At 65.5% G+C, this 12,764-nt stretch carries 12 protein-coding genes and 2 tRNA genes; 10 read left to right on the top strand and 4 right to left on the bottom strand.

What is annotated here, in order from left to right:
• From HUK82_RS10355 to HUK82_RS10340, 4 genes are all read right to left on the bottom strand, one after another.
• The coding region (locus HUK82_RS10355; RefSeq protein ID WP_176613886.1) for a transglutaminase family protein at positions 1-1,736 on the bottom strand (1,736 nt) is incomplete at its 3' end.
• 184 nt (positions 1,737-1,920) lie between these two features.
• The gene (gene nusG / locus HUK82_RS10350) at positions 1,921-2,451 is read right to left on the bottom strand and encodes a transcription termination/antitermination protein NusG (protein ID WP_176613885.1); all 531 of its coding nucleotides are present in this window, start codon (positions 2,449-2,451) and stop codon (positions 1,921-1,923) included.
• Positions 2,452-2,456: 5 nt separating this feature from the next.
• The gene (secE, locus tag HUK82_RS10345) at positions 2,457-2,636 is read right to left on the bottom strand and encodes a preprotein translocase subunit SecE (RefSeq protein ID WP_176613884.1); all 180 of its coding nucleotides are present in this window, start codon (positions 2,634-2,636) and stop codon (positions 2,457-2,459) included.
• Positions 2,637-2,787: 151 nt separating this feature from the next.
• A tRNA-Trp gene (locus tag HUK82_RS10340) sits at positions 2,788-2,864 on the bottom strand.
• Positions 2,865-3,077: 213 nt separating this feature from the next.
• On the opposite strand from HUK82_RS10340, the gene HUK82_RS10335 reads away from it, so the two are divergent.
• From HUK82_RS10335 to HUK82_RS10290, 10 genes are all read left to right on the top strand, one after another.
• Positions 3,078-3,151, top strand: a tRNA-Gly gene (locus HUK82_RS10335).
• A gap of 81 nt (positions 3,152-3,232) precedes the next feature.
• A complete protein-coding gene (locus HUK82_RS10330; protein ID WP_176613883.1) occupies positions 3,233-4,606 on the top strand; it encodes an MFS transporter in 1,374 nt (457 codons plus the stop codon).
• A gap of 187 nt (positions 4,607-4,793) precedes the next feature.
• Complete coding sequence (locus tag HUK82_RS10325) at positions 4,794-5,846, top strand: LacI family DNA-binding transcriptional regulator (protein WP_264802218.1); 1,053 nt, start codon at positions 4,794-4,796, stop codon at positions 5,844-5,846.
• A gap of 121 nt (positions 5,847-5,967) precedes the next feature.
• Positions 5,968-6,582 carry a F0F1 ATP synthase subunit delta gene (locus HUK82_RS10320; protein WP_176613881.1) on the top strand — a complete coding sequence of 205 codons (615 nt, stop codon included), beginning with the start codon at positions 5,968-5,970 and terminating at the stop codon, positions 6,580-6,582.
• Positions 6,582-8,117 (top strand): F0F1 ATP synthase subunit alpha, encoded by a 1,536-nt coding sequence (gene atpA, locus HUK82_RS10315; protein ID WP_176613880.1) that lies wholly within the window; start codon positions 6,582-6,584, stop codon positions 8,115-8,117. The genes HUK82_RS10320 and atpA overlap by 1 nt, the downstream gene beginning before the upstream one ends.
• A 16-nt stretch (positions 8,118-8,133) precedes the next feature.
• Positions 8,134-9,015, top strand: a complete 882-nt coding sequence (locus HUK82_RS10310) for a F0F1 ATP synthase subunit gamma (RefSeq protein ID WP_176613879.1) — start codon at positions 8,134-8,136, stop codon at positions 9,013-9,015.
• Between the two features lie 32 nt (positions 9,016-9,047).
• On the top strand, positions 9,048-10,529 hold the full coding sequence (gene atpD, locus HUK82_RS10305; protein WP_176613878.1) for a F0F1 ATP synthase subunit beta: 1,482 nt from the start codon (positions 9,048-9,050) through the stop codon (positions 10,527-10,529).
• 25 nt (positions 10,530-10,554) lie between these two features.
• On the top strand, positions 10,555-10,959 hold the full coding sequence (atpC, locus tag HUK82_RS10300) for an ATP synthase F1 subunit epsilon (protein WP_176613877.1): 405 nt from the start codon (positions 10,555-10,557) through the stop codon (positions 10,957-10,959).
• 134 nt (positions 10,960-11,093) lie between these two features.
• Positions 11,094-12,278, top strand: coding sequence for a ribonuclease D (gene rnd, locus HUK82_RS10295; protein WP_176613876.1), 1,185 nt, complete (start codon positions 11,094-11,096; stop codon positions 12,276-12,278).
• Positions 12,279-12,438: 160 nt separating this feature from the next.
• A partial coding sequence (locus HUK82_RS10290) for a GcrA family cell cycle regulator (RefSeq protein ID WP_218061566.1) occupies positions 12,439-12,764 on the top strand: 326 nt, incomplete at its 3' end.

Here is a 12,764-nt window from a genome sequence, read left to right as displayed (position 1 = left end):
CAATACGGCGTCGCGGAGCGTCGCGCGAGGCCCGGATGCGGGGGCAGGGCACTTTGGGCGGCGAAGGGATCTGGCGGGACGTCCTGCTCGATCGAGTCCGTGTCGGCCCAGGGCAGGCTTTGCAGGGGCAGCCGAAAGCCGATCGGCGCGTCGCCGGGCACGAGGAAAAGCGTCTCGCCCCGCATGAACCAGCGGCCTGACTGCCAGCGCCGGACGCCGTCACGCTCCACCACGCGCAGCGGCAGGACCGAACCGGACTCCCGGCTCAGCCCGCGCCCGAACACGCGCGCCAGACGCTCACGCTCCAGCGGGTCGGCGAGATGGGATTTTTCGGCCAGCACGTTGGCGGGCAGGCGATGCTCTTTCCAGAGATAGTAATGAACGTCCTCGAAGCACGGCGTGCACAGTTCCTCGTTGACGCCCAGACGATCGGCCAGCGCCCGGCAGAAGCGCCGTGCGTCGTGTTCGGTCGCGGTATCGACGTCATCGTCGGATGCCAGCAACGCGGGATTGCGCCAGACCGGCTGCCCGTCCGGCCGCCAGTGGCAGTGCAGCGCCCAGCGTGGCAACTGCTCGCCCGGATAATGCTTGCCGAGTTGATGCTGGATCGCCGCCCCCTTCGACCACAGCGGCACCAGTCGGCGCAGCAATCGACCGGCGTAGGCCCGCTTGGTCGGACCGAGCGCCTCGGTGTTCCATTCGGGCGCGTCCATGTCGTCGGCGGCGATGAATGTCGGCTCGCCCCCCATGGTCAGGTGCACGCCCTGCGCCGTCAGATCGGCGTCGACCGCGCGGCCGGCGGCCAGAATGCTGTTCCATGTGGCATCGCTGTAGGGACGGGTGGTGCGGGGACTTTCGGCGATGCGCGTGACGTCCATCGCGACATCGAACGTCGTCTCGCACTCATCGACACCGCCCGAGATCGGCGCGGCGGAGGCCGGCTCGGGTGTCGCGGCCAGCGGGATATGGCCTTCGCCGGTCATCAGGCCGGAGGTGGCGTCCAGGCCGATCCAGCCCGCGCCGGGCAGATAGACCTCCGCCCACGCGTGCAAATCTGTGAAGTCGGCCGCCGGCCCTTCCGCGCCGCCGTCACGCGGCTTTTCGTCCGCGGTCAGCTGGATCAGATAGCCGGATACGAACCGCGCGGCGAACCCTAGGTGTCGCAGCAACTGGACCAGCAGCCACGCGCTGTCGCGGCATGAGCCTCTACCCCCCGCGAGCGTTTCTTCCGGCGTGAACACGCCCGGCTCCAGCCGCACGACATAGGTCACGCGCTCCTGGATCGCGCGGTTCAGGCCGACCAGCATGTCGATCGTGCGCTGTGCTTCGGCGGGATGCGCGTCGATCAGCGCCTGCAACAGCGGGCCCGGTGCCTCCGTGCGGCGATAGGGTGCGAGTTCCTGTTCGAGGACGGGATCGTAGGCGAACGGCCACGTCTCGGCTTGGGGTTCCAGGAAAAAATCAAACGGGTTGATCGTCGCCATGTCCGCGACCAGGTCGACGGTCACATCGAAGTGCGTCACCCGTTCGGGGAACACGACACGCGCCTGCCAGTTGCCCGACGGATCCTGCATCCAGTTGATGAAGTGACCGGCGGGCTCGATCTTCAGGGCATACGACAGGACGGGCGTACGCGCATGGGCGGCCGGCCGCAGCCGGATCGTCTGCGGACCAAGGCTGACCGGCCGATCATAGGAATAGCGTGTATGATGTGTCAGCGCGACATGCAGCGTCATGAACCGTATTTCCCGGAACTATCGGAACCGAAACTATCCTGTGCGCGGCGGGGTTTGCCAACTGGTCTTTTGCGACGATCCTCATGGGGGCATGCGGCACGGCCGGGCGGCAGCCGGGCATGAAAAAAGGGAGCAACCGAAGATGCTCCCTTTCTGGACTGCCAACGGTGTCTCCCGCGACGGTTCAGAGCTTCTCGACCTGACTGTATTCGAGATCGACCGGCGTTGAGCGACCGAAGATCGACACGCTGACCTTGAGGCGCGATTTCTCTTCGTCGACTTCCTCGATCGTTCCGTTGAACGACGTGAACGGGCCGTCGGCGACGCGAATCTGCTCGCCGATCTCGAACGTGACGGAGGAGCGGGGGCGATCCACGCCTTCCTGCGCCTGCTTCATGATGCGTTCGGCCTCGGCCTCGGTGATGGGCGACGGCTTCGTACGGCTGCCGAGGAAGCCCGTGACCTTGGGCGTATCCTTGACCAGATGCCAGGCCTCGTCGGTCAGCTCCATCTTCACCAGCACGTAGCCGGGAAAGAACTTCCGCTCGGAACTGGTTTTCTGGCCGCGACGGACCTCGATCACCTCTTCATGCGGGACGAGCACCTGGTCGATGTGATCGGCCAGACCTTTCTGCTCCGCCTGCTCCTTGATGTGCTGGGCGATCTTCTTTTCAAATCCCGAATAGACGTGGACAACGTACCAACGTTTCGCCATGTCCCTCAGCCCCCCAGTCCGAACAGTTCACGCACGCCAAGGCCGATGACCTGGTCGACGACGAAGAAGAATATGGATGTCAGCGCCGCCATGCCGAGCACCGCCGCTGTGGTCTGCAGCGTCGCGCGCCGTGTGGGCCACGTCACGCGGGCCGCTTCGGAGCGCACTTCCTGCAGAAACTTCATCGGACTGACCGACACGGGACACCCTTCACATCGACTTGGATCGCCGCCGGACGCCCTCGCGTAATGCGCGGACGCGGCCGCGAGCCGCATTGCAACGCCCCGCGCCGTTACCGACCGACCGTGATCATCGGAAATCCGACCGGGATCGATCTGGCAGGGGTGGAGGGTCTCGAACCCCCAACCTCCGGTTTTGGAGACCGGCGCTCTAGCCAATTGAGCTACACCCCTGCGATCGGCACCTGTGGCGTCGCCTCCGATAGCGCGTTCGCGCCCCGCAGGACAGCCGCCAAGACCCGGCGCAGGTGGCGGAAAAGAATATGCCGGCGCTCCAAAGTCAAGGGGGCAGGTGACGGAATGTCCGGCCCTTATGAATTTTGGCGGCCGGCCGCTCATGCCGGGTTGCGTCCGCCCGCCCATCGGCGTTAAACATCGCGCCGATGGGCGGGCGTAGCATAGTGGTAATGCAGTAGCCTTCCAAGCTTCTGAGGAGGGTTCGATTCCCTTCGCCCGCTCCATCCGCTCCCCCCGACGCTTCCGGTCCGCGGCGATACGCACACCGTGATGGCGCCGTTGGCGGACGCCAGGTCCGGAACCCCATGACCCGTCACCCGATTCGTCCGCATGTCGTCCTGCTGACATGCTGTCTGAGCCTGTTCATCGTGATGATGGACGTGACGATCATCAATATCGTGCTGCCGTCGATCCACCGGGCATTCGGTGGTCCGCTCGCCACGCTGCAGTGGGTCGTGGATGCGTATTCGCTGGTCGTGGCGTCCGGCCTGATGCTGGGTGGTGCGCTGGCGGACCGTTTTGGTCGACGCCGGATTTTCATGACCGGCCTCGTGATGTTCTCGATCGGCTCCGTGCTGTGCGGTCTCGCCTGGGATGCCGTCACGCTTGTGCTGGCCCGGGCCGTGCAGGGGGTGGGGGGTGCCATGCTCAACCCCGTGGCGCTGTCCATCATTTCCTCCGTGTTCCGGGAGCCAGTGGCACGCGCGCGGGCGATCGGCGTGTGGGGCGCGATGTCGGGCGTCGCTCTTGGAGTCGGGCCGCTGGTGGGCGGGGTGTTGACGGCCAGTGTCGGCTGGCGCGCGGTGTTCTGGGTCAATGTGCCGATCGGTCTCGCCGCATGGACGCTCAGCCGTCTCTTTATCCCCGAATCGCGCGCCGAACGCCCGAGACCCATCGATGTGCCGGGTCAATTGACGGCCGCGCTCGTGCAACTCTGTGTGATCGCAGGTCTGATCGAATGGCCCCGTCACGGCGCCGACGGCCTGGTCGTGGCGCTGTGTGTCGGCGCGGCATCGTCGGCGATCGGATTCGTGGTCGTGGAGCGGCGGGTTCGCGCGCCAATGATCGATCTGGCGTCCTTTCGGTCCTTGCCGCTGGTCTCCGCGCTGCTGACGGCCATCTGCGTGTTCGCGATCTTCGGTGGGTTCTTGTTTCTCAACACGCTCTATCTTCAGGACGTGCGCGGCCTGACGCCGCTCCGCGCGGGGCTGTGCACGGTCCCGGCGGCCGTCGGCATCGTGGGCGGGGCCGTTCTGTCCGGGCGTCTGCTGGGTCGGTTCGGTGCGCGCGTGCCGTTGCTCGTCTCGGCCTTTGGTCTGGCGACCGGTCTTCTGGTGTTGCTGGTCGTCGGGCCCGCGACGCCGTGGGCTGTCGTCTTCTCGGCCTACGGCCTGTCCGGCCTGGGATATGGAATGGCCAACGCCCCGATCACCAACGCGGCGATCGGCGGCCTGCCGCCCGAGCGCAGCGGAGTCGCAGCTGGCATGGCCTCGACCAGCCGCCAGATCGGGGCGTCGCTGGGGGTTGCCGTCAGCGGCAGTCTGATCGCATCGGCGACCACGGCCGGGGCCATGGTCGCGGCGTCCCACACCATGTGGCGCCTGTCGCTGGGGCTGGTCGGCGTCATGGTCGTTCTGGCCTGCGCGGCGGGCATGAAACGCCCCCCTGCGGGCGATTGAGGGTCGTATCTCCCCGACCATGCTCTGGCATTCGGCGCGAGAGTCTGGTTATCTGAGCGCCATGTCCACCGCCGTAAAAACGAACAAGAAAAAGACGGGCAGGGCGGCAGGCGACACCGGGGTTCAGACGTCGGTCTCTCCAGCGCCGACCCGTACACGAAACCGACCGGTCGACACCCGTCCCACGATCCGCGATGTCTCGGCTCTGGCCGGGGTGTCGCGCATGACGGTATCGCGCTTCTTGCGCTCGCCGGAGGTCGTGCAGGAAGAGACGCGGCAGATCGTCGCGCGCGCGATCGACGAACTCGGCTACGTACCCGACCGGGCGGCCGGTGCCCTGTCCACCCGGCGCAGCGGCTTTGTCGGGCTCATTGTGCCCACCATCACCAACACCAATTTCGCTCAGGCCGCACGCGGGCTGACCGACATGCTGCGCCGTGACGGGTTCGAGGTGCTGATCGGCTACACCGATTACGACGACGCGGTGTTCCTGCGGCATGTGAAGGCCATGCTGGCCCGTCGGGCGGAGGCGCTTGTGCTGCCGAGCGGGCCCCGGCCGGTCTCCCTTCAGCGTCTGCTCAATCGCGAAACCATTCCGCTGGTGGAAATCGCCGGTCTGCCGACCCGTCCTCTGGACCGGGTCGTGGGCTATTCGAATCGGGCGGCGGGACGGCTGGCGGCGGAATACCTGATCGGACTCGGCTATACGCGGATCGGTGCGATCGGTGCGGCGGGCGAGGGGACGGCACGCGATCACCGCGGCGGCCGACGCATCGATGGTTTCCGCGATGCGCTGCTGGAGGCGGGCCTGTCCGACGAATGGGTTCTGCGCCAGGGCGACCCGCCAGTGTCGTTCACCCATGGCGCCCGCACCATGGGGAACCTTCTGGATCGTGCTCCTGGGCTGGAGGCCGTCTTCGCCGTGTCCGATCTCGTGGGTGTTGGTGCGATGATGGAATGCCGGCGCCGTGGCATCGACATTCCACGCGATCTCTCGTTGATCGGCTTCGGCAGTTTTGAGATCGGGCGCGAGGTGGTGCCGTCTCTGACGACGGTGGGGGTCGATTACCGGGCGATGGGCGAGCGGGCCGGGCGCATGCTGCTCGACGTGCTGGGTGGCCGGGGCGAGACGGACCGGGTCGTGGATGTCGGGATGCAACTGGTGGTGCGCGAGACCACGACGGCGGCACGCAGGCCTGCCACCACGCGCGATGTCACGGTCGCAGAGACCGCGCCGTGACTCGATATTCTCCGGCAATGCTGCCACAGTGCCGGTTGCATGGCCCGGAGCGGGATGCTAAAGCCCGCGCCGGGTGGCCGGGACGCATGAAAGCGGGCTGTTACGGCCCGGTAAGTCGTTCATGACGCAGGATGGAAAGAACCGGACCTTGGGTGCTGATGCCACGACGACAGGGATGAATGCCGCTGCAGGCGTCCCCCACGGTATGGCCGCGCGTTACGCGATTGCCCTGTATGATCTCGCTGCCGATCGGCATGCTCTCGATGAGGTTCTGGCGCAGGTGCAGGCCCTGCAGGGGCTGATCGACGGCAGCAAGGACCTTCGTGCCTTTCTGTCGGACCGGACGATTGCGCCGACGGATGCGGCAAAGGCCATGCAGACGATTCTCGAGCGTGAGGGGTTCGGCGAACTCGTGCGCAATTTCGTAGGTGTCGTGGCGGCCAACCGTCGCCTGTCGCGCCTGCACGCTATCCTTGCCGCCTTCTTTGCCGTTGTGTCCGCCCGTCGGGGCGAGATCACGGCCGACGTTGCGACGGCACAGCCCCTGACCGATGTGCAGCGCATTCAGCTGCGCGCTCGTCTCGCGGACGCCGGTTATTCCCAGGTTGCCATTCACGAACGCGTCGACGAGTCGCTTCTTGGCGGTCTGGTCGTGAGCATCGGCGCCCGTCGCTACGACACAAGCCTCAAGGGTCGTCTGACCCGCCTGAACAACGCCATGAAGGGAGCCGCGTGATGGAAATCCGTCCCGCCGAGATTTCGGATATCCTCAAGCAGCAGATCGCTTCCTTCGACACGGGCGCTGATGTGGCCGAGACGGGCACGGTCCTGTCGGTTGGCGACGGTATCGCCCGCGTCTTCGGTCTGCAGAACGTCATGGCCGGCGAAATGGTCGAGTTTCCGGCCACCGGCCAGCGCGGCATGGCCCTAAACCTCGAAGCCGACAATGTCGGCGTCGTGATCTTCGGCGACGACGTCGGCATCCGCGAGGGTGACACCGTCTCGCGTACCGACACGGTGGTCGAAGTGCCGGTCGGCAAGGGTCTTCTTGGTCGCGTGGTCGACGGACTGGGCAACCCTATCGACGGCAAGGGTCCGCTCACCGACGTCACCATGACGCGCGCTGAAGTCAAGGCGCCCGGCATTATGCCGCGCCAGTCGGTTTCCGAGCCGATGCAGACCGGTATCAAGGCGATCGATGCTCTGGTGCCGATCGGGCGCGGTCAGCGCGAACTGGTGATCGGCGATCGTCAGACGGGCAAGACCGCCATCCTGATCGACACCATCGTCAACCAGCGGTCGGTCAACCGCGACGGTGATCCGACGACATCGCTCTATTGCATCTATGTGGCCATCGGCCAGAAGCGCTCGACGGTCGCCCAGCTCGTCCGTACGCTTGAGGAGCAGGGTGCGATGGAATATTCCATCGTCGTCGCCGCCACGGCGTCCGATCCGGCGCCGATGCAGTACCTCGCGCCCTATGCCGGCTGCGCGATGGGCGAGTATTTCCGTGACAACGGCATGCACGCGCTGATCGTCTATGATGATCTGACCAAGCAGGCCGTTGCCTACCGCCAGATGTCGCTGCTGCTGCGTCGGCCCCCGGCACGTGAAGCCTACCCGGGCGACGTGTTCTATCTGCATTCGCGTCTTCTGGAGCGCGCTGCAAAGATGTCGGACGCGTTCGGCGCGGGTTCACTGACCGCGCTCCCGGTGATCGAAACGCAGGCCGGTGACGTCTCAGCTTACATTCCGACCAATGTGATCTCGATCACGGATGGCCAGATCTTCCTTGAGACCGATCTGTTCTATCGCGGTATTCGTCCGGCCGTGAATGTCGGCGGCTCCGTGTCGCGCGTCGGGTCGGCCGCGCAGATCAAGGCGATGAAGCAGGTCGCCGGCAAGATCAAGCTCGAACTGGCCCAGTATCGTGAGATGCAGGCGTTCGCCCAGTTCGCGTCGGACCTCGATCCCGCGACCCAGAAGCAGCTCGCCCGTGGCGCCCGCTTTGTCGAACTGCTCAAGCAGAACGAGACATCGCCGCTGGCCGTCGAGGAGCAGGTGGTTGTTCTGTTCGCCGGAACGCGTGGCTTCGTCGACGCCGTGCCTGTCGACAAGGTGACGACCTACGAGCGGCAGCTGCTGAGCGAGATGCACGTCTCGGGCAAGAGCATCCTCGATGCGATCCGCACGCAGAAGCAGATCTCCAAGGAGACTGAAACGGCGCTGTCAGATTTCCTGACGACGTTCGGAAAGCAGTTCAACGCCTGAGAGATCGTAAGCGCTCATGCCCTCCTTGAAAGAACTGCGCGCGCGGATCGGAAGCGTCAAATCGACGCGGAAAATCACCAGCGCGATGAAAATGGTTGCGGCGGCGAAGTTGCGCCGCACGCAGTTGAGTGCGGAGGCGGCTCGCCCTTATGCCGCCGCGATGCGCCGCATGATGAGCGAGGCCGCAGCAGCCGTCGGTGATGCGCCGGGTCTGCCGCCTCTGCTGGTCGGTACGGGACGCGAACAGACCCATCTGGTCATTGTCATGACAAGTGATCGTGGTCTGGCGGGTGGCTTCAATGCGAATGCCGCGCGTGCGGCGCGCAACTTGGTGCGCCGCCTGCAGGCTGAGGGCAAGACCGTCCGGATCCTGCCGGTGGGGCGCAAGGGCGCGGACATGCTGGTGCGCGACTACGGCGACCTGTTCATCGAGCGTTTGCCGGGATCTTCGGGCAAGGAGGTGCCGTTCTCGGCGGCCTCCGACCTCGGAGACAAGCTGGTCGCACTGCTGTCGGCGAACAAGTTCGACGTCTGCACATTGGTCTATAACCGCTTCGTCAACGTGATGTCGCAGGTGCCGACCGAGTTGCAGCTCGTTCCGCTGACCTCGGGTGCCAATGACGACCGCAAGGCGCCTGACGCCCCGATCTACGAGTTCGAGCCGGACGAGGAGACACTGCTGGCGCGCATGCTGCCACGCAATCTCGCGATCCAGATCTACGCCGCGATGCTGGAAAGCGCCGCGGGCGAGCAGGGCGCGCGTATGACCGCCATGGACAGTGCGACGCGCAATGCCGGCAAGGCCATCGATCGTCTGACGCAGAAGTACAACCGTACGCGTCAGGCCAACATCACCAATGAACTGATCGAGATCATCTCGGGCGCCGAAGCCGTCTGAGACACGATCTCCTCGTCGCAGGAGCATAATTTATGTCGGAAACCACGTTTGACGGGGCTCCTGTGTCGACACAGGCCCAGTCGCAGACAACCAACAATGTCGGCCGCGTCACGCAGGTGCGTGGCCCCGTTGTCGATGTGCAGTTCGAGGGCACGCTGCCGTTCATTCTGAACGCACTGCACGTCAACCTGAACGGGCAGACGCTCGTGCTCGAGGTCGCGCAGGAAATCGGCGAGCGCGGAGTGCGCTGCATCGCCATGGACACGACCGACGGTCTGGTGCGTGGCGCCGAAGTGGTCGATACCGGTGCCCAGATTAAGGTGCCGGTCGGTCCCGGCACGCTCGGTCGCATTCTGAACGTGGTCGGCGAGCCGATCGACGACCGGGGTCCGATCGTTGCGACGAAGCAGTACGAAATTCATCGTCCGGCCCCTTCGTTCGAGGAGCAGGCTGCCGCGAGCGAGATTCTCGTGACCGGGATCAAGGTGGTCGATCTTCTCTGCCCCTACCTGAAGGGCGGCAAGGTCGGCCTGTTCGGTGGCGCCGGCGTTGGCAAGACCGTTATCATTCAGGAACTGATCAACAACATCGCCAAGGCGCATGGCGGCGTGTCGGTGTTTGCCGGCGTGGGCGAGCGTACCCGCGAGGGCAACGACCTGTATTACGAAATGCAGGACGCGGGCGTCATCAAGCTCGGCGAGAACACGACTGAAGGTTCCAAGGTCGCTCTGGTCTATGGCCAGATGAACGAGCCGCCGGGCGCGCGTGCGCGTATCGCGCTGTCGGGCCTGTCGCTGGCGGAGTATTTCCGTGACGAAGAAGGGCAGGACGTCCTGTTCTTTGTCGATAACATCTTCCGCTTCACGCAGGCGGGCTCCGAGGTCTCGGCTCTGCTCGGGCGTATCCCGTCCGCGGTGGGCTACCAGCCCACGCTCGCAACCGAGATGGGTGCGTTGCAGGAGCGTATCACGTCGACCAAGAAGGGTTCGATCACGTCGGTTCAGGCCGTCTATGTGCCGGCCGACGACCTGACCGACCCGGCTCCGGCCGCCACGTTCGCTCATCTTGACGCGACCACGGTGCTGAACCGCTCGATCGCCGAGATGGGCATCTACCCGGCCGTCGATCCGCTCGACTCGACCTCGCGCTCGCTCGATCCGAAGATCGTGGGCGAGGAGCACTATAAGGTTGCGCGCGACGTGCAGCGGATCCTGCAGACCTACAAATCGCTGCAGGACATCATCGCGATCCTGGGCATGGACGAGCTGTCCGAGGAGGACAAGCAGATCGTTGCGCGCGCGCGTCGTATCCAGCGCTTCCTGTCGCAGCCCTTTCACGTGGCTGAAGTGTTCACCGGCGCGCCGGGCAAGCTCGTATCGCTGGAAGACACGGTGCGCTCTTTCAAGGCGATCGTGGCGGGTGAATACGATCACCTGCCTGAGGGTGCCTTCTACATGGTCGGCTCGGTCGACGAAGCGGTCGCCAAAGCCGAGAAGATGAAGGAATCGGCCTGACGCCGGTTCTGCGGGAGAAGAAGCGATGCCGGTAAAAGTCGACATCATCAGCCCAGAGCGGGTGCTGGTCTCGCGCGAGGTCGATATGGCCGTCGTTCCGGGCATGGAAGGTGACATCGCCGCCATGCCGGGTCGTGCGCCGCTGATGCTGTTGCTGCGCGGCGGTGTGGTCGACCTGCACGACGGCGGCACGGTTACGGACCGCTATTTCGTAGCGGGCGGCTTTGCCGATTTCCGCGGCGATTCGTGCACCATTCTTGCCGACAGCGCTACAAAGCTCGCCGACCTGTCGCCCCAGGACGCGGCGGCACGCCTTGCGGCTGCCGAGGCCGCCGTGGATCGCGCGGACAAGGATGACGTCCCGGCGCAAGACCTTCTGCAGGAGGCTGTGCAGTCCGCCCGTGCCGAGGTCGAGGCCGCCGGGCAGTAGCCCAAACGCCCGCGTCGCAGGCTCTTTCATGATCGCCGCCTCTTGAGGCGGCGATTCTGTTTTGGGGCGGTCCCGGCAGTAGAACATGTCCGCAAACCGTTGCCCGTCCGCGACGAGCGTGCCAGACAGAGGGCATGTCCAGCACATCGCGCTCACCTTTTCCGTCTACGGCTCTCATCACGACCACAGAGGACCTTGCCGCGCTTGTGGAGCGCTTGCGCACTGAGCCCTACGTTACGATCGACACGGAATTCGTCCGCGAGCGCACCTATTATCCTGAACTGTGTCTGGTCCAGCTGGCCGGGGAGCAGGATGTCGCACTGATCGATACGCTGGCACCGGGGTTGGATCTGGCGCCGCTGGGAGCGTTGCTGGCGGATAAGGCGGTTCTGAAGGTGTTTCACGCCGCGCGACAGGATCTGGAGATTTTTCTGCACCAGTTCGGCGCATTGCCGACGCCGCTGTTCGACACGCAGGTGGCGGCGATGGTGGCGGGCCACGGCGATCAGGTCGGCTATGACACGCTGGTCGGGGCCCTGACGGGTGCGGCGATTGACAAGGCTCATCGCTTCAGCGACTGGTCGGCACGTCCGCTGACGGACGCGCAACGGACGTATGCCGCGGCGGACGTGACGCATTTGCGGGTTGTCTATCAGAAGCTGGCGGCCCGTCTGGACGAGGAAGGGCGGTCCGGCTGGATGGAATCCGAACTCGCCGTTCTGAACGACCCGGAAACGTTTCGTCCCAATCCCGAGACCCTGTGGGAGAAATTACGGCCGCGCACGGGCAATCGCCGGATGCTGGGCGTGCTGCGGGCGACCGTGGCGTGGCGGGAGCGCGAAGCGCAACGCGTCGATGTGCCGCGCCAGCGCATTATCCGTGACGAGAGCCTTCTGGAGGTCGCGGCCACGACGCCGACCGATGCGGTGGCCCTTGCCCGCGTACGCGGCGTCACGCGCGGATTTGCCGAGGGCAAGAGCGGGCTTGCTCTGCTCGCGGTGATCAGCGAGGCGCTGGCGTTGCCGGAGAGCGATCTGCCGCGCCCGGCCAAGGGAGGCAAGGAGGGTGCGCGGCCTTCGCCGGCGCTGGTCTCGTTGCTGAAGGTGCTGTTGACGGCCAAGTGCGAGGCGCACCAGGTCGCACCCAAGCTTGTCGCGAGTGCCGAGGACATCGACGCGCTCGCCCTCGGGTCGGGTGGGGCGCTGTCGGTGCTGCACGGCTGGCGGGGCGAAGTCTTCGGCGCCGATGCCGTGGCGCTGCGGGAGGGGCGGCTGTCTCTGGGCGTCGAAGGCAACAAGGTGCGCCTGATCCGGTCCTGATGGTCGCGGTCAGGGAGCCGGGCGGTGTTATCCACCGGTTGTTCCCGAGGTTTTTGGGTGGTTATGCTCACCCTTGTCCACAACATTTTGTGGTGTTCTCCTTGAGGGGCCCACAAGATGTGTCTATTCTGCCGGAAATCGCAGTGTAGGGAACGCCATCATGGAATGGACCGAGGAGCTGATCGCCCGCCTTCGCGCCCTCTGGCAGGAAGGCCTGTCGACGGCCGAGATCGGTCGCCAGCTTGAGATCACGAAGAACGCCGTCGTCGGCAAGGCGCACCGACTGGGCCTTCCGCCGCGTCCTTCGCCGATCCGGCGTCAGGCTTCCGAGGGCTCGCCCCGTCCGTCGCGCGCCCGGGTCGCCGCACCGCTCGACGCCGCGCAGGATGTGGTGGACGACAGCCCCGTGGCGGCCGCGGCGGACAACGCGACTCGGGTCGACGTGGCCGTGGCGCCTGCCGTGGAGGCTGTTGTCCCGACGCCACC

The sequence above is a fragment of the Ameyamaea chiangmaiensis genome, from assembly GCF_013376175.1.
Taxonomy (GTDB): Bacteria; Pseudomonadota; Alphaproteobacteria; order Acetobacterales; family Acetobacteraceae; genus Ameyamaea; species Ameyamaea chiangmaiensis.
This window is presented reverse-complemented; position numbering and strand designations above follow the sequence as displayed.